General features: G+C 48.3%; 16 protein-coding genes. 9 read left to right on the forward strand and 7 right to left on the reverse strand.

Annotation, left to right across the window (positions count from 1 at the left end; translation table 11 throughout):
• Positions 1 to 248: 248 nt before the first annotated feature.
• The 5 genes from grpE (at position 249) to rsgA (ending at position 6,016) form a co-directional block, all read left to right on the forward strand.
• Positions 249 to 944, forward strand: a complete 696-nt coding sequence (gene grpE, locus ACJ2PR_RS07330; protein WP_446867590.1) for a nucleotide exchange factor GrpE — start codon at positions 249 to 251, stop codon at positions 942 to 944.
• Positions 945 to 1,381: 437 nt separating this feature from the next.
• Positions 1,382 to 3,349 (forward strand): molecular chaperone DnaK, encoded by a 1,968-nt coding sequence (dnaK, locus tag ACJ2PR_RS07335; protein ID WP_446876540.1) that lies wholly within the window; start codon positions 1,382 to 1,384, stop codon positions 3,347 to 3,349.
• A gap of 173 nt (positions 3,350 to 3,522) precedes the next feature.
• Positions 3,523 to 4,665 (forward strand): molecular chaperone DnaJ, encoded by a 1,143-nt coding sequence (gene dnaJ / locus ACJ2PR_RS07340; protein ID WP_446857550.1) that lies wholly within the window; start codon positions 3,523 to 3,525, stop codon positions 4,663 to 4,665.
• Positions 4,662 to 4,895: a sulfurtransferase TusA family protein gene (locus ACJ2PR_RS07345; RefSeq protein ID WP_446876541.1), complete on the forward strand. Its 234-nt coding sequence runs from the start codon at positions 4,662 to 4,664 to the stop codon at positions 4,893 to 4,895. The genes dnaJ and ACJ2PR_RS07345 overlap by 4 nt, the downstream gene beginning before the upstream one ends.
• A 17-nt stretch (positions 4,896 to 4,912) precedes the next feature.
• The gene (gene rsgA / locus ACJ2PR_RS07350; RefSeq protein WP_446876542.1) at positions 4,913 to 6,016 is read left to right on the forward strand and encodes a small ribosomal subunit biogenesis GTPase RsgA; all 1,104 of its coding nucleotides are present in this window, start codon (positions 4,913 to 4,915) and stop codon (positions 6,014 to 6,016) included.
• Positions 6,017 to 6,571: 555 nt separating this feature from the next.
• Here the strand turns inward: rsgA and ACJ2PR_RS07355 are convergent.
• The 3 genes from ACJ2PR_RS07355 to ACJ2PR_RS07365 form a co-directional block, all read right to left on the reverse strand.
• Entirely contained in the window at positions 6,572 to 7,051 is a 480-nt protein-coding gene (locus tag ACJ2PR_RS07355; protein WP_446876579.1) for an AAC(3)-I family aminoglycoside N-acetyltransferase, read from the reverse strand.
• Between the two features lie 166 nt (positions 7,052 to 7,217).
• Positions 7,218 to 7,649 carry an antibiotic biosynthesis monooxygenase family protein gene (locus ACJ2PR_RS07360; protein ID WP_446876543.1) on the reverse strand — a complete coding sequence of 144 codons (432 nt, stop codon included), beginning with the start codon at positions 7,647 to 7,649 and terminating at the stop codon, positions 7,218 to 7,220.
• A gap of 23 nt (positions 7,650 to 7,672) precedes the next feature.
• Complete coding sequence (locus ACJ2PR_RS07365; RefSeq protein WP_446876544.1) at positions 7,673 to 8,407, reverse strand: glucose 1-dehydrogenase; 735 nt, start codon at positions 8,405 to 8,407, stop codon at positions 7,673 to 7,675.
• A 120-nt stretch (positions 8,408 to 8,527) separates the two neighbouring features.
• On the opposite strand from ACJ2PR_RS07365, the gene ACJ2PR_RS07370 reads away from it, so the two are divergent.
• Complete coding sequence (locus ACJ2PR_RS07370; protein WP_446876545.1) at positions 8,528 to 8,863, forward strand: winged helix-turn-helix transcriptional regulator; 336 nt, start codon at positions 8,528 to 8,530, stop codon at positions 8,861 to 8,863.
• Positions 8,864 to 9,395: 532 nt separating this feature from the next.
• Positions 9,396 to 9,767 carry a hypothetical protein gene (locus tag ACJ2PR_RS07375; protein WP_446876546.1) on the forward strand — a complete coding sequence of 124 codons (372 nt, stop codon included), beginning with the start codon at positions 9,396 to 9,398 and terminating at the stop codon, positions 9,765 to 9,767.
• Between the two features lie 102 nt (positions 9,768 to 9,869).
• On the opposite strand, the gene ACJ2PR_RS07380 is transcribed toward ACJ2PR_RS07375, so the two are convergent.
• The 4 genes from ACJ2PR_RS07380 to gloB all read right to left on the reverse strand — a co-directional run bounded on the left by ACJ2PR_RS07380 (position 9,870) and on the right by gloB (position 14,692).
• Positions 9,870 to 10,466 carry a hypothetical protein gene (locus tag ACJ2PR_RS07380; protein ID WP_446876547.1) on the reverse strand — a complete coding sequence of 199 codons (597 nt, stop codon included), beginning with the start codon at positions 10,464 to 10,466 and terminating at the stop codon, positions 9,870 to 9,872.
• Positions 10,467 to 10,527: 61 nt separating this feature from the next.
• Positions 10,528 to 11,085: a RidA family protein gene (locus tag ACJ2PR_RS07385; protein WP_446869826.1), complete on the reverse strand. Its 558-nt coding sequence runs from the start codon at positions 11,083 to 11,085 to the stop codon at positions 10,528 to 10,530.
• 304 nt (positions 11,086 to 11,389) lie between these two features.
• On the reverse strand, positions 11,390 to 12,937 hold the full coding sequence (locus tag ACJ2PR_RS07390) for a flavin monoamine oxidase family protein (RefSeq protein WP_446861581.1): 1,548 nt from the start codon (positions 12,935 to 12,937) through the stop codon (positions 11,390 to 11,392).
• Positions 12,938 to 13,918: 981 nt separating this feature from the next.
• On the reverse strand, positions 13,919 to 14,692 hold the full coding sequence (gene gloB, locus ACJ2PR_RS07395) for a hydroxyacylglutathione hydrolase (protein WP_446876548.1): 774 nt from the start codon (positions 14,690 to 14,692) through the stop codon (positions 13,919 to 13,921).
• Positions 14,693 to 14,879: 187 nt separating this feature from the next.
• On the opposite strand from gloB, the gene ACJ2PR_RS07400 reads away from it, so the two are divergent.
• Both ACJ2PR_RS07400 and ACJ2PR_RS07405 read left to right on the forward strand, forming a co-directional pair.
• Entirely contained in the window at positions 14,880 to 15,086 is a 207-nt protein-coding gene (locus tag ACJ2PR_RS07400; RefSeq protein ID WP_446861583.1) for a hypothetical protein, read from the forward strand.
• Positions 15,087 to 15,167: 81 nt separating this feature from the next.
• Complete coding sequence (locus tag ACJ2PR_RS07405) at positions 15,168 to 16,343, forward strand: glycosyltransferase family 4 protein (protein ID WP_446876549.1); 1,176 nt, start codon at positions 15,168 to 15,170, stop codon at positions 16,341 to 16,343.
• The last annotated feature ends 6 nt before the right edge of the window (positions 16,344 to 16,349 follow it).

Raw genomic sequence — 16,349 nt, forward strand, 5'->3', positions numbered from 1 at the left:
TTCACGCCGTAGCGCTTACGAAAACCAGACGAGCAAAAACGGCCCCTGCCGATTGCCTTTAAAGTTTGGTCTTAAGAATAAAATTCTGTGATGGAGGAACTACAAATCCAAAGGGATTATGGAGTTTGTAGAGGCAGTCTTTGAGGAATTGGGAAGCCTGCACTGTAGAGTGAGTCAGTTTGTGGTAATTCACGTAGGATGAAAATGTGAGCCATAGGCCAACGACTTTTACAGGGGAATAGCGCACGATGATCGAAGAAGAAAAGCAGCTAGAAGACACTCAAACTGTTGGACAGTCTTCAGATAATTTAGACAATGGCGAAGCCCCCCAAGGCGCTCAAACCGAGTCTGAACTGGACACTGAGCCATTGACCACAGAAGCAGTCCTCGAAACGGATGATACTGATTATCAAGCCGCCTTTATGGATCTGCGATCGACTTTTGCCGCCAAAGAGCGCGAAGCCGAAGCCCTCAAAGCGCAGCTAGAAGACCGCAGCAGCCAATACATGCGAATTGCGGCCGATTTTGAGAATTTCCGTAGACGCACTCAAAAAGAGAAAGAAGACCTCGAACTCAAAGTCAAGATCGACACGATCAACGAACTGCTGCCCGTCGTCGATAATTTTGAACGGGCCCGATCGCACATCAAACCCCAAAACGACGGGGAAATGAACATTCACAAGAGCTACCAGAGTGTCTACAAACAGTTGGTCGATTGTCTCAAACGGGTTGGCGTAGCCCCTATGCGATCGGAGGGCAAAGAGTTTGACCCCAATCTACATGAAGCAGTCATGAGGCAGCCCACCAGCGAGCACCCAGAAGGCACCGTCATCGAAGAATTAGTGCGCGGCTACATGATGGGTGATCGAGTGCTGCGTCATGCAATGGTAAAAGTGGCAGCCCCTCCCGAAGATGGTGGAAGTGTAGAAACAGCGGCTGAATAAGTGAATTTGGTTAAATTTCTTGACTCAGGGCGCGATCGTTAAGTTGCTCTGACTGAAAGCCCATGTTACTCTCGAAACCAACTGCTCAAAGGATGGCAGTTCGCAGGGTTTGGACTGACTGATATTGGCTGACTGACAAATCGTTTGCCAAATGAACCGAACTGCCCTCACCATAGCCCTCTGTCACTGGAGGAGGGGACAAAACTTGGTTGACTCCCATTGACCCTAGAGACAAGAGTTGACGTGAAAGCTGATAGTTTTGTCAGTCAATCAGGACTCAAATGTTAAGAAAAGCCTGAGTTGGGGAATAATTCGGAGTAGGTTAGCCAACTTTGTAAATTGTTTGCAATTTTACGGAGAGATTGCTGACTTGATTGCATAAATCTACATAGACTCAGTTCTACGTTGCACTTCATACACCTTCATCACCGCGAGCTATGGGAAAAGTCATCGGTATCGACTTGGGCACGACCAACAGTTGCGTAGCTGTTTTGGAAGGTGGTCAACCCGTCGTCATTCTCAATTCTGAAGGCGGACGGACGACCCCCAGCATCGTTGGCTTTGGTAAGGCGGGCGATCGCCTCGTCGGTCAGTTAGCCAAGCGTCAAGCCGTCACGAATGCCGAAAACACGATCTTCAGCATCAAGCGTTTCATCGGGCGGCGCTGGGATGACACTCAGATCGAGCGGACGCGTGTTCCCTACGTCTGTGTCAAAGGCAAAGACGATACTGTTGATGTGCAAATTCGCGGTCGCAACTATACGCCGCAGGAAATTTCGTCAATGATCTTGCAAAAGCTCAAGCAGGATGCTGAGAATCATCTGGGCGAAGAAGTTACGCAAGCGGTGATTACGGTTCCAGCCTACTTTAGCGACGCGCAACGGCAAGCCACCAAGGATGCGGGGACGATCGCGGGTTTAGAAGTCCTTCGGATTATTAATGAGCCAACAGCGGCTGCCTTGGCCTATGGGTTAGACAAGCAAGACCAGGATCAGTGTGTCCTCGTTTTTGACTTGGGTGGCGGCACCTTCGACGTTTCGATTCTCCAGTTGGGTGATGGCGTGTTTGAAGTCAAAGCCACGTCTGGAAACAATCATTTGGGCGGCGACGACTTTGATGACTGCATCGTGCAGTGGATGATGGAGGAATTTAAAAAGCAAGAAACGATTGATCTCTCTGAAGACAAAATGGCCCTGCAACGTCTCCGAGAAGCCGCAGAAAAAGCCAAAATTGAGCTTTCTGGAACCCTAAGCACCTCCATTAACCTGCCCTTCATCACCGCCGATGCCACTGGCCCCAAACATTTAGAAATGGAGCTAACGCGCTCTAAGTTTGAAGAACTGGCCGCCAGTCTGGTAGAGAGCACGATCGAGCCAATGAAATTTGCGCTCAAAGACGCTGAACTGACAACCGATGACATCGATCGCATCATTCTCGTGGGCGGTTCGACTCGTGTCCCGGCGGTGCAAGAGGCTCTTCGCAAATTCTTTAATGGTAAAGCGCCCGATCGCTCGATCAATCCTGATGAAGCCGTCGCTCTGGGTGCGGCTATTCAAGCAGGGGTGCTGGGCGGAGAAGTCAAAGATCTGCTGCTATTAGATGTGGCTCCGCTCTCATTGGGGATCGAGACCCTGGGTGAAGTTTCTACCAAAGTCATTGAGCGCAACACAACGATTCCCACCAGCAAAACTCAAGTTTTCTCGACGGCAACGGATGGGCAAACCTCGGTCGAAATTCACGTCCTGCAAGGTGAGCGGGCGATGGCGAAAGACAACAAGAGTCTGGGAAAATTTCAGCTAACGGGCATTCCTCCCGCCCCTAGAGGGGTTCCTCAAATCGAAGTGGCGTTTGATATCGATGCCAACGGCATTCTTAAAGTGTCAGCGCGAGATAAAGGAACCGGACGCGAACAAAGCATCGAAATTTCCAATACAGGCGGCTTGAGCGGTAGCGAAATTGAGCGGATGAAGCAAGAAGCCGAACTCTTTGCTGATGAAGACAGCGTTCGTAAGCGGCGTGTGGAACTGCGAAACCGAGCAGACAATCTATTTTCAACCTACGAAACGACGATGCGCGAAAATCTCGATCGCATCAGCGAAACGCTCAAAGTTCAGGCAAACGAGAAAGTCGCCGAACTCAAAACCGCCATTTCTGATCTCAAAATCAGCGTCAGTGATCTAGAACAACGGATTGACGCACTACAGCAGGTTCTCTTTGCGATCGGAGCCGATGTCTACCGGGACACCAGCCATGATAATGACGATGACGACAATAATGATGTGAATGGCGGCACTTCCAGAAACCCCTCTAGCCCAGATCCTGACTTTGACTTTGACAACGATGCCACAGTAACAGCAAATTTTGATGATGCCACGATGACGGCAGATTATGAGGCAGTTGACTAAATAACCCTGTAGGGTAATGGATGTGGAAGATTTTGGCGAGTGGCTGCCTTCCACAACCCCATCCGTATTTCCATCGATTCTTGAGATAAATGCTAAATTTAGGTCTGAAGCATCCGTGATTACCTCACAAAAAAGTTTGATCCCCTAGTCCCTCTACCCTGACGCAGCGTTCTATGGCTCGTGATTACTATGAAATTCTTGGTGTCTCTCGTGAAGCGGACAAGGAAGATATTAAGCAAGCCTACCGCCGTTTAGCTCGCAAGTACCATCCCGATGTCAACAAAGAAGCGGGAGCCGAGGAACGGTTTAAAGAGATCAATCACGCTTACGAGGTACTGTCTGAGCCAGAAATGCGTGCCCGGTACGATCGCTTTGGTGAAGCGGGGGTCAGTTCGGCTGCGGGTGCGGCTGGCTACCAAGACTTTGGCGACATGGGGGGCTTTGCCGATATCTTTGAGAGCTTCTTCAGCGGTTTTGCGGGGGGTGCTCCGGGAGGTGCTCAAGCGGGCACTCGCAGAAGAGGCGGGCCGGTTCGAGGTGACGATCTTCGACTCGACCTCAAATTAGATTTCCGCGAAGCTGTTTTCGGCGGAGAAAAAGAAATTCGCATCAGCCACTTGGAGAGCTGCACAAACTGTAGTGGTTCTGGTGCAAAACCCGGCACTCGCGCTCGAACTTGCCCGACTTGTTCTGGAGCAGGTCAAGTGCGTCGAGCTACGCGTACCCCGTTTGGGAGCTTTACTCAAGTTTCGGTTTGTCCGACCTGTAATGGGACGGGTCAGGTGATCGAGGAGAAGTGTGAGGTTTGTGGGGGCGATGGTCAACGGCAAGAAACGAAGAAGCTGAAGATCACAATTCCCGCAGGTGTGGACAATGGCACTCGACTGCGGGTTTCGGGTGAAGGAGACGCAGGGCAGAAGAATGGGCCGCCCGGCGATCTGTATGTTTACCTGTTCATCAATGAAGATGCTGAGTTTCAGCGAGAAGGCATCAATATTCTCTCTGAGATCAAGATTAGCTATTTGCAGGCAATCTTAGGCTGTCGCATTGAGGTGAACACGGTGGACGGCAGCGAAGAATTGATTATTCCAGCCGGGACACAGCCAAACACGGTTCTGACGCTAGAGAATCGAGGGGTACCCAAACTGGGGAATCCGGTCAGTCGAGGCGATCATCTGATCACGATTCTAATTGAGATCCCGACTCGCGTCAGTGCTGAGGAGCGGGAACATCTGGAAAAACTGGCTAAACTGCGAGGCGATCGCATCGGTAAGAGCGGCATTGAAGGATTCTTCGGCAAGGTTTTTGGCGGATGAGTCAACTCAATCCTGATATGCAGATGGATCTGCGCGGCACACCCTGCCCGATTAATTTCGTTCGCACTAAGCTGCGGTTAGAACAGATGCAGCCCGGTTCGCTATTAGAAGTCTGGCTTGACCCCGGAGAGCCGATCGAACAGGTTCCCGACAGTTTGACGATGGAAGGCTACCGCATTGAGGCGATCGAAGACCGATTGGGATTTTTTGCGGTTAAGGTGCGTCGGTGATTCGCCCTCTCAACGTTATGAGTTCTGAGTCGGAAAAAGTTCTAGATGCGCCGTCAGATTCCCTTACGGGGATAGTGGTGGCTGTTCAAGCAAACTACTACTCCGTGCGGTTGGATTCTGAGACTGAAGAACCGCCTGTTTTGCTCTGTACGCGGCGATCGCTGCTCAAAAAAATCGGTCAGCGCGTCATGGTGGGCGATCGCGTTTTGGTAGAGGAACCTGACTGGGCACAAAAGCGCGGCGTAGTTTCCCAGGTTTTGCCTCGTCGATCGCAACTAGACAGACCGCCGATCGCCAATGCAGACCAAATTCTGCTGGTGTTTGCGATGGCGGAACCGACGATCGAGCCTTATCAACTGAGCCGTTTTTTGGTCAAAGCTGAATCGATCGAGATAGAAGTTTGTCTGTGCTTGAGTAAAAGCGATTTAGCGAGTGTTGAAGAAAAAGACCACTGGTGGAAACGCTTGTCTGAATGGGGATATGAGCCACTGTTTATTAGTGTGAAACAGGCGATTGGGCTAACCGAAATTCAGCATCGTCTCAATCAGAAAATTACCATTGTGTCGGGCCCTTCTGGTGTGGGTAAATCGAGTTTGATCAATCAACTCATTCCTACGCTAGATATCCGAGTGGGAGCGGTATCGGGCAAGCTGGCAAAAGGTCGGCACACGACGCGCCATGTGGAATTGTTTGAGCTACCGCTGGGCGGATTGTTGGCGGATACTCCAGGATTTAATCAGCCTGATGTCGATTATGCTCCTGAAGAACTGGCGAATTATTTCCCTGAGATTCGAGAGCGGCTGGCGATCGCACGTTGTCAGTTTAATGATTGCTCTCATCGAGACGAGCCGGGGTGTGTCGTGCGCGGGGATTGGGAGCGATATGAACATTATTTGAACTTTTTGGGGGAAGCGATCGACTATCAAACCCAACTCAATCAGCAGGCTGACCCCGATGCAGTAATGAAGCTGAAATCAAAAGGTAAGGGCGAGGCAAAGTACGAACCGAGGCTAGACACCAAGAAGTATCGCCAAGAATCTCGCCGGACTCGTCAACAGTCGCTTCAGTCGCTGAAGAATGACATCGATCGCTTGATGAAGACTGACGCAGACGAAGAATAACTTTGCCTTCCACAGGTCTTGCTGATCTACAGTGTTTGGCAGTGTTTCTACAGAACGCCAACTAAGTAGACGCAATATTTCAACGTTGAAGAAGCAAGGATGATTTTGTGAAGTTTGAGTCGAAGTTTGAGTCAGCCCCAGTTTTAACGTGAATTCGATAGAGTTTTTTCGCTTCGGTATTTAACGCTTCTGCCCCCCAACCCCCCAAATCTGGGGGACTTTCGGACAGGATTTCTTGCTCAAAGTCCCCCAAACTTGGGGGATTTAGGGGGCTGCCTAGAGTGATCGCTACAGCGAGGAATTTCATCGAATTCACCTCAGTTTTAGTGGCGCATGGTACGGAGAGAACTCATTCCAGAGACTTGAGCTTGAGTTCTCCTGAAGAAGGCTTCCATGAGAGGGACGATCGTGAAACCATTAGTTCACTCTGAGTACTGAGAGAAGTTCAGCGATCGAGGTGGCGATCTGTGAAGATCGAACGTTCCCAATCACCCGCCGCGAAAGCCTAGAACGCTCAATAGACAACTTGGCATTGGTCGGTGTGCATTGAGGTTGTTATGCAGTGCGATCATCACCTGCAACTGCAATGTCAAAGTGCAGCACTTCTTCGCGAACTCCCAACTTCGTATAGAGCGCGATGGCAGGTGCATCTTCGACATCCGCCTGCACGAATATGACATAGGCTGCTCGCGTTGACGCAATCCTCTTGAGTTCTTGGATTAACGCCGTAGCAATGCCCTCGCGTCGGTGCGCCTCTGCGACAGCCAAATCATAAATGTAAATTTCACTGCGCTCCTGCTCAAACTTCTGAAGTTCGTATGCGGCGATTCCACCCACTACCGAGCCATTTTTCAAGGCTGCAAGAGCGATGAAGTAATCACTGCCCAAACGCTTGAGATAAGCTTCACTTGGGCGTGTTGCTGTGTAGGTTTCCGTCTCATCAAATGCTTTACCGAAGGTCGTCATCATAGATTCCATCAGCGCCAAGTCTTCAGATGTAAGCAGGCGAATACTAAATGGGAGTGAAGACGATATAGCTCAACCTAAATGCAATTTCAGCGAAGAAGTGTGCGCTCTAAGATGCATAACGTTCCCGTTCACCTGTCACTAGCGACCTTTCGGACTTGATGAAACAATTCTATCTGATCGGTGTGCAACGGGATCGTTATGCCGTTCAGTAAATGAATCTAATTGAACGGTGTTAACTGAGCAAAGGTGGTGTAAGGCTTGGTGCAAACTCTGGATTAGGCAAAGCAGGTAAAGGTTCTTCAGAGGTGGGCATATCAAGATGTTGTGTGTAGATCACTTGATAGAGTTGGGGTTCTGCTTTAATCACAAGCCCTTGGAGGCGCTGCAAATGATCAGCAAACTCAGGGCTATTCCGCATGGCAACATAATCTTCTACAGATGTGAAGTGAGCATAGTTAGCTGCTCGTGTGCGATCGAGACTAATGTGCAGATTGGCTGTGTAACTACCCGGAAATTGACCTTTTAATCTTTTGTACTCGCCAACTTGTGTAGCAACAAATTGTTCAGCCTTGTCAGGATCGAGTGTAAATATATTGATCAGCACAATTCCATTATCAACGCGAATAGGATTGACTGGGAATCCATTTTCCAATTGCACATTCATGAATTGACTCCTTTAATACTGACTTACAGAATGCCGCCATTCACTTGAATTACTTGACCATTGACCCAGCGAGCATCATTAGATGCTAGGAATGCAACTACGTCTGCTATGTCGGTAGCTTGTCCAAGCCGTCCTAGTGGAGTTGATTGAATTAAGTGGTTCAAAGCATCAGCAGGCATAATCAATCCGTCTGTTGCCGTGACTCCTGGCGATACCAAGTTGACAGTAATGCCTCGCTGCCCTAGCTCTTTAGACAAGGCAAAGCTAAACTGTTCTATCGCGGCTTTACTAGCGGCATACAGTCCGCCCATCGGAATACTTTGCTTGGTTGCACCACTGGATAAACTAATGATCCGTCCACCATCGCTAAGATGCTTCGCTGCTTCTTGTAAAGCAAAAAAAGTTCCTTTAGCATTGGTGTTAAAGACATGATCAAAGTCAGATTCAGTCATGTCAATCGTGGGTTTATAGACAGACACCCCAACATTATTAACAACGATATCAACCTGACCAAATGTGTTGAGAACTCGGTCGAATAGATTACGAGTATGTTCAACATTGCTGATATCTGATTGAATCGCGATCGCTTCTACTCCATTCCTCTGAATTGTAGTAACCACTGCTTCCGCTTTCTCTCGATTGCCTGCGTAGGTAATTGTAACGTTTGCCCCTTCGCGCCCCAGACGTTCAGCAATTGCTTGTCCGATGCCCCGTGATGCACCCGTAACTAATGCTACTTTTCCTTTCAGTGAAGACATGGCTTTATTCCTAGGCTCGAAACAGGGAGATTTCATCAGTAACACGGTATGCTTTAACTGACTTTTTGGGAAGTACTTACTTTTTTGTAAGTTCCTATTGCTCATTAAAACGTGATTCTCATGCAACCAGAACAAAACGATGGCACACTGTTTGTACAAGCCACCCTAAAAGTCCTGGGCGGAAAGTGGAAGCTCTTAATTTTGTGGCACCTGAAGGATTCAGCAAAGCGATACAGCGAATTGAAGCGATCGATTCCTGAGATCACTGAAAAAATGATGATCCAGCAACTGCGTGAACTAGAGCGAGATGGAATTATCAGCCGTATAGCGCTTTCACAGATGCCTCCAAAGGTCGAATACGCTTTCACAGCCTATGGTAAGACGCTCATACCCATCTTTAAGCCCTTGTGTGAGTGGGGGCAAGAGCATCTAAAACGCAAGATTGAGACGGCATAGTTTTTTAGAGAGAAAGTTTCACAGATCATCCTAAATTGGGTGAATAGGCTGACAAGTTCTGCATATCACTTAAAATCGGGTGGCTCGGCAGAAGCTTTCTGTATAGCGGGTGTGATTAGGCAGATAGGCGGAAAACTTCAGCATAGCTTCCACTCAAAAAAGACTGTCCCTTTGATACTTCAGACACTTGTTGTGACAGGAACACCCAGGAAGTTACCCGATCGCTGCACACCTCATCTAGTTAATCGCCCAATTAAAATTCAGTATTCCAAAAAATCAAAAATCTGTGTAAGATATTCCGCAGGTGGAGATCACGCCCCGGAAATCTGATTTAGCCGATCAGACCTCCGAGGACTTCCACCTAAGTTACACGAACTAACTTCGGAGGCGTTCATGATTGTACTACGTCTGCTTTGCGATGGGATCTTGAAAGGTTGGAATCAAGATCCTGCATACACTTCATACGATGGGGGAACGTTTGAGCCGTCAGCGTTCCTATCCTCTTTGAACTAAATAGAGAGGATAAAACAACATGGCCGTTAGGAGACACCTTCCTGACTCGGTTTCGTTTAGCTTTGAGTTGCAATGCTCATTAGTTAGGCACTATCAAGTCACCGTTACCTTGGATTTGCAAGAGCGTTTGATTTTTGTACCCTCTGGCATTCTCTCGGATGTCAGGAATTGTATTGACGAATTCGTTGAACAGTTGAGTGAAGTTGCCTCAAATCAATTAGCCTATCTCAAATGGGATGGCACGAGCGATTTGACGACTGAATATCAAGTGATTCGCGTGTTAGCGGGCTATCAAATTCAACGGTCTTTAATGAAGTTCGATATTGTCATGGGGGCTGGTTCACTCATACATTTGGAGGAATTGCACAACAAAAAGACAATTGAACTGTAAACGATCGAGCGTTGCTGACAAGTAATGTGTAGAAGTAATTCCTCTACCATCCATTACAAATTCAGCAACGCTCTTCTAAACGATTTGTGAGGACTAGACCAATCACCGATATCCCGGATCGCTAGGTTCGGGCACTGACCCAGAAATCAAAGGATTGACGGCACGATTGCTCGTAGCAGCCCTTCTCTGACCCGACCCATTAGAGACCGCCGCCTCACCCGACGACACCGCAGGTGCAGTCTCAGGCACATATTCTGGAGTATAGGACGAAGCAACGGGCGCTTGAGGGGGAGGCGGATTGAGATAGCCCAACAGTTGTTGAGAAGATTGACCCGCATATCTCGACCAGTCGCGAATGTTAGGTTTGGCTTGCCAGTCTTTGCGAGAAACCTTGACCAGCAAAATCGGCGCAACACTACCAAAACGATCGCCCGAAACTCTCACAACAACAGTTTGCACCGCAGCATTCTGCAATTCTCGATTGATCAATTGAGTCGCCAACGTTTCAGCCTGTTGCATCAACTCTGGATAAGTTTGGGTGTCAGAACTGATCACCTGATCGATTTCCTTCACCGATGAGCCACCTGACGAATTGGGCGCTTTGGTATCTGCCTCAGCCGACGAGACGAGGACGATCGTTCCACCCAAACTAATGAGTAGCCCTAGAGCGATCGCGCTTGATTTTACAATCAGATTCATTTGCATCACCAATAAAAAAGTGGGGGAATCGTGCAGAAAAAACGTCTCAACACTATCGAGTCTACCTGCGAGGATAAACCGCGATCGCTTCAATTTCAACGAGCCAGCCTGGATTGACTAAACCTTGTACCCCTAGTGTAGAACGGGCCGTCTTAACAGGGTTGTCTGGATTATTGAAAAACTCTCCATAAGCCGTAAACCATCCTTGATAGTCCACTTGTCCATTCAGTGCGGGATCAGGAACCAGATAGCAAATCAAAAACGCCACATCTTTGAGTCCCAGTCCTTGAGATTCTAACAATTCTTTGATGCGAGTCAGTGTACCTTTAGCTTGAGTATAGGTGTCTCCAAAGCGATCGCGGCTTGTTGCAGGAGCGTCTAAATTAACGGCAGGCGGCACCGTTCCACTGGTGAAGTAATACCCTACATCCTTGGGAAACGCCACACCCGCAGAAATTGGAGAAGTTGCCCCACCCGGCGTAAACGTTACCACTCTAGGCGGCCGCACCGTCTGCGCCTGCACCGCCACCGTCAACACCGTCACACTAAACAGAATGGTAAAAACGGCAACAACTAACCAGCGTCTACCTTTCACAATCTGACCAAACCACTTTGCCATGATGTTTCCTTTACTTACTTGATCTTCAATTGAACTCTGGACATTGGATTCTAGACTTTAGACTTTGAACTTTGAATAGACGCGAAGTGATGCCAAAAACTCAAGCTAGTGAATTCGATTCGATGAAGTTTTTTTGCTAAAGATTTCATCAAATTCACGTCAAGTTAAATGAGAACTCAGAGAAGTTGCACATCACCTTTCATCAGGAAAGTGTTTTAAGTCTTCAGTCTTTTGTCTAACGTCTGTTGCGTTTGTCTAACGTCTCTTGTCTTTTATCTAACGTCTTCTTCACTGCTCACCTCCTCTAACCCTGCGCTCCAATCTGCTGCACTACCACTCGCGCCGACTCAAATGAACCAGCCATCCAGCCTGTTAGATAGCTTAGATGCTCACCTGCGAGATAGATCCTGCCGTCTGGTGCATTGAGTCTGGAGTAAAACTGTTGGCGAGATTGGGTTGTGTAAGTCGCCCAGCCGCCCAAGTTATAAGGCACATTGGGCCAATAGATCGAACAGCCCGTCTCAAAGTGATTGTTGTATTGTGGATGGATTCTACTACCTAGTGCTAGGGCGCGCTGTACTCGTTCTCCAGGCTGTAATGCTCCAAATTCTGCGGCCACCGCTCCAAAGTTGTAGTAGCCAACCACCACACCGCGCCGAGACAGATAGCCATAAGAGGGATACCAGATCGTCGCCAAACCAATGTTGGTACTCGTGATACCGCCCATGATTTGCTCATCTTCTTCCCAAAAGCGACGGTTAAATTGCAGGGCAGATTTACCAGTGACGGCATATTCAACACCCGCGATCGCCGCCTGCATATCTGGCGAAAAGTCAGCAGGAATCTTGCTCAACACCGTCAACGGAATGGTGCAAATACAATACTCTCCAACGGCTTGTTGCACATTGCCATTTTGGTTATATACAATCCGCACTCCGTTGGGTGTTTTGCGAATTTCTTGCACTTCAGCGTCAAACTGAATGGTCGATCGTACCTTTCGCTCTAGCGCTTTGGCGATTTGATCCAATCCTCCTACAGGTTGAAACATCAACATCTGTTGGTCGTAGCCCTGCTCAAATGCTTCGTAATTAGCGAATCCTTGATTGATCAGCGCACTGAGTGAATAGGGACTTTCAAACTTACCGGGACGATCGCCCGCTCCCTGCTTTTCGGCATCAAATCCACGACGGCTTGACCCCCGGTAAAACAAGTCAGGATCAAGTCCCCCATAGGTTCTCAAAAATACCACCAATCTTTCTCGATCTTCGGCACTGAGCGGAGCCTCTAACGCGCCTTGATTAGCAGCTTTGGCCAACAGTTCTGCAAGATAGCCTCTGATGTCAGCTTTTGCTTGACGCGCCCTCACTTTTCGCCCTGCTAACCCACCCGGAACGCCCTCGTTGTAGTAGTACTGCTGATAGTTGAGGTTGCCAAAAATCTCTAGCTTGACCCCCAATTCGCGGCAGTAGTCGATCGTGATGTGATGTTGAGGAATCCGAGCGGGGCCAGGGTTAAAGTATTCTCCTTTAGCAAACTGCGCCGTCTGAACTGTACCCGTTGTTTCCACAATCTGATCGCCACCGCGCACTGTCCAACAGCGTCCGCCCGATCGATTTCTCGCTTCTAAAATGGTGCATCGATAGCCCGCCTTCCGAAGTTCATAGGCGGCCGTCATGCCTGCGAGTCCGGCTCCCAAAATAATGACTCGCGCCCCCCGCCCCGGTCGAATCTGTAACTCTCTGCCCTGAGCAGCGGCTGGATTGCTTTCTCCAAACAAGTCCAACGCCTTCATCGCGGCATAAGTCGAACCCCCCGCTGCCGCCACCTGAACAATAAAATCTCGACGTTTCACGATCGCTCCTCCACTCGGTAGATGACTCTCAACGCACCAGACTTCTACAAACTTTCACAAGCCAGAGTTTCGCTTGAAAAGTTCGCACAGTAACACCTCACCAGACTTTGAGAAAAGCGTCTTGTACCTTCTCAAAATTGGCTAACTTTCTCAATTTCCTACGCTTTCAACTGCCTGGAATGCTTGAGTTAACAAACTCTCCATCACATTAGAAAGCAGCAAGCTTTTAGTTAGTCAATGACTTCGTTCAATTGGCGATCGTCAATCCTGACAATTCTGTAGATCTGTAGACAAGAGGATAGACAACCATTCTCAAAAAGCTTTGCTTCATACACACTCCTGATGAATCCGTGAAGAAATTGGCTTAACTAAATTACTTGAAGACGAACAAAACCTTTAATCAGCCGATCGCATAGAGCAGACCATCTATTAAGAAGTCCCTTCTATGTCCAGCAATTCCTTTGAGCAAAACCGCTGATGCTGTGTAGAAAGCTTTGTCGATGTGTGAGGTTAGCCTAATGCTGTGTGCCTTTGGTTAGCAATTTGAAAATACTGCGGCAAAAAATTGCAGATTGTTAGTTCTGCTACAAATTTGAGACGATCGTAGAATTGTAACGCTCAAAACTCAGGGAAAATACGAAGAAATCATAGGTGAAACCCCGTAAAAGTATTGAAGAATCAACATCTCTACAGAGATTTAACGCATCGGTAGATAAATTTTATTTGTCATTATTTCTTGAAATTTCTAATCTCTTTAGAACACACTTAAGTTGTGAACAATAGAGAAAGTTCTTAACTCTTTTGCTCAGTTGATCCAAAAATCAATGCTTCAGAGAAATGGATTTTTGAATGGAGCATTGCGGCTGACAGTTTACGATATCTGTCTTCTGATAGATGTTAGATTGACAGTAATTTGGATGGCTGCTTTAAGCAAGATTCGCGAACAGATTTGGAGGTCGAAAAGCGCTGGATTGCCCATCTCTAAAACACATCTTTTTTCTTTCGCAACTTCGCAAAGGTTTGCACAACGTCTTGACTATTCATCGCTTGTTGAATGGCACGATCGTCCCAACGCAAAAAGGGGTTCGTTTGTTTCTCAATTTTGAGCGACGAAGGAATGGTTGGTTGATTGTGGGTTCTGAGAGACTGCACTTCTGCAAAACGCGCATTTAAAGCAGAATTGCCACGATCGACCGTCACCGCAAATTTTAGATTACTCAATGTGTACTCATGGGCACACCAAACGTTTGTATCGTCCGGTAATGCCCGAATTTTGGTCAGCGACTGAACCATCTGAGCCGGAGTGCCTTCAAACAATCTGCCGCAGCCGCCCGAAAACAACGTGTCTCCACAAAACAAGTCTCCTGACTGACCAGGCACATTCGCTGCAAAATAATAAGCAATGTGAGCGCGAGTATGTCCCGGCACAAACAGCACCTCTGCCACTCGATCGCCAAACTCCACCCGATCACCTTCTCGCAAAAACACCGCTTGTCCGGGAATTCTACCGCGATCTTCTGCGCCGCCGTACACGATCGCTTTGGGAAACCGCCGCAACAGATCCGAGTTTGCCCCAACGTGATCTCCGTGATGATGCGTGTTCAAAATGGCAACTAATTCTGCGCCAAGTTTATCAAGCTGCTGTAAAACTGGGTAAGGTTCAGCCGGATCGACAACTGCGGCAATATTACGCCGAACATCATGCAGCAAAAAGATGTAGTTGTCTGAAAGGGCAGAAAGTCGGTAGATTTGCATTCTTTCCAATTTTTGGGCTTGTGTGTGGTTTTGGATACAGGCAGTCAATACTTAAGTGTAGAGAATCGATCTAGAGAGAAGTTCATCAAGTTTTTACAATTCACTGATGGCTACTTCGCCCAAATAAGCGTTCCTGCGTCAAAAATGAGACAGCATCTACTGGCCTGCGGGCCCTTCAACTAAACCTATGGTAAGAGTGGCAATCCCGCGATCGCATCTGCCCACCCCCCATCTCATTGAGACAATCTTAAAATCAGGGCAACTCAATCGTCAGGAATATCTTCATTTGGCCTCGATTCTACTGTCTAATCAGAGAGCAACTGAGAACGATCGCCGTCGAATTAATCGCATTTTTGATCATATTCTGGCGGGCCAGGTCAAACTTACTGATTAAACGCACCCCGCAAAGGTAAAAATCCCGACTTCTCAAAAATTTTGGGAACCTGGATACAGAGCAACTTCCGAAACTACTGGAATGAAAAAGATTTCACTCATCGTTAGCGATCTATCCCAGAGTGGCGTTGGTCGGTGGGGTGGGGGAGCCGTTCGCCCCTTTTTGCTGAGTCAGGCGTTGAGAAAGATTGGACACGAGGTTGAAATCGTTGGCTTTGTCTTTGAAGGACACGCTCACGCCACCTTCACATCTGAGATTCCGATCAAAGTAATTCCCGCAAAACCCTATCCCGCTTTTTTTGCCAACGCCAAACAGCTACTCGACCAGATTGACGGCGATATGCTCTACGCCTACAAAACCAAGCTGACGAGTCTGGGGCTGGCACTGCTCAAAAAAGGACGGAGCAATCGCCCGGTGATTTCAGACATCGACGATTGGGAAATGAGTTGGCATGGCGGCGATCGCTGGCAATACCGTCCCAACATTCGGCAATTCGCTAAAGACTTGCTCAAATCAGACGGAGCGCTGCGAAACCCCGATCATCCCCTCTACCTCCAGTGGGCGGAGCAGCTTGTTTCTCGTGCCGATGTTGTCACCGTTCATACAGAAGCCATGCAGAAACGGTTTGGCGGTGTCTACATTCCCAACGGCAAGGATACGACGCTGTTTGACCCCGATCGCTACGATCCTCACGTTAGCCGCGATCGCTATGGTCTTTCTGAGTATCGAATTTTGATGTTTCCAGGTGCGCCTCGTCCCTACAAAGGGCTAGAAGACGTGTTGACCGCTCTGGATTTGTTGAATCAGCCCGATTTGCGATTAGTCATTGTGGGCGGCAGTCCCTACGACGACTACGACAATCAACTGATCGAGAAATGGGGACGCTGGATCATCAAGCTGCCCAAAGCCTCCTACGAATCGATGCCCGAAATTGTCTCGGCGGCTCATGCGATCGTGATTCCTCAACGGGATGACCCAGCGACGACGGCCCAATTTCCGCTCAAACTGACTGACGGGATGGCGATGGCAAAACCCGTTCTATCAACCACGGTAGGCGACGTGCCCAAAATTTTAGGAGACACCGGATATCTCGTTGCGCCCAGTTCTCCAGAACAATTGGCTGACAAAATTTCCTGGATTTTTCAACATTTAGAGGAAGCCACCGAGCAGGGACGACGCGCTAGAGAACGATGCGTCAAACACTACAGCGTGGATGCGATGGCCACCATTTTATCAAGCATTATTTCAGACTTTTAGAGCAAT

It is taken from the genome of Phormidesmis sp. 146-33, from assembly GCF_052939515.1.

Coding starts and splice junctions, on each gene's coding strand:
- dnaK (WP_446876540.1), top strand. CDS start 1,382: ATGGGAAAAGTCATCGGTATCGACTTGGGCACGACCAACAGTTGCGTA.
- ACJ2PR_RS07385 (WP_446869826.1), bottom strand. CDS start 11,085: ATGGCAAAGTGGTTTGGTCAGATTGTGAAAGGTAGACGCTGGTTAGTT.
- ACJ2PR_RS07360 (WP_446876543.1), bottom strand. CDS start 7,649: ATGAATGTGCAATTGGAAAATGGATTCCCAGTCAATCCTATTCGCGTT.
- rsgA (WP_446876542.1), top strand. CDS start 4,913: ATGAGTTCTGAGTCGGAAAAAGTTCTAGATGCGCCGTCAGATTCCCTT.
- ACJ2PR_RS07365 (WP_446876544.1), bottom strand. CDS start 8,407: ATGTCTTCACTGAAAGGAAAAGTAGCATTAGTTACGGGTGCATCACGG.
- ACJ2PR_RS07400 (WP_446861583.1), top strand. CDS start 14,880: ATGGTAAGAGTGGCAATCCCGCGATCGCATCTGCCCACCCCCCATCTC.
- ACJ2PR_RS07370 (WP_446876545.1), top strand. CDS start 8,528: ATGCAACCAGAACAAAACGATGGCACACTGTTTGTACAAGCCACCCTA.
- gloB (WP_446876548.1), bottom strand. CDS start 14,692: ATGCAAATCTACCGACTTTCTGCCCTTTCAGACAACTACATCTTTTTG.
- ACJ2PR_RS07345 (WP_446876541.1), top strand. CDS start 4,662: ATGAGTCAACTCAATCCTGATATGCAGATGGATCTGCGCGGCACACCC.
- ACJ2PR_RS07405 (WP_446876549.1), top strand. CDS start 15,168: ATGAAAAAGATTTCACTCATCGTTAGCGATCTATCCCAGAGTGGCGTT.
- ACJ2PR_RS07380 (WP_446876547.1), bottom strand. CDS start 10,466: ATGAATCTGATTGTAAAATCAAGCGCGATCGCTCTAGGGCTACTCATT.
- grpE (WP_446867590.1), top strand. CDS start 249: ATGATCGAAGAAGAAAAGCAGCTAGAAGACACTCAAACTGTTGGACAG.
- ACJ2PR_RS07375 (WP_446876546.1), top strand. CDS start 9,396: ATGGCCGTTAGGAGACACCTTCCTGACTCGGTTTCGTTTAGCTTTGAG.
- dnaJ (WP_446857550.1), top strand. CDS start 3,523: ATGGCTCGTGATTACTATGAAATTCTTGGTGTCTCTCGTGAAGCGGAC.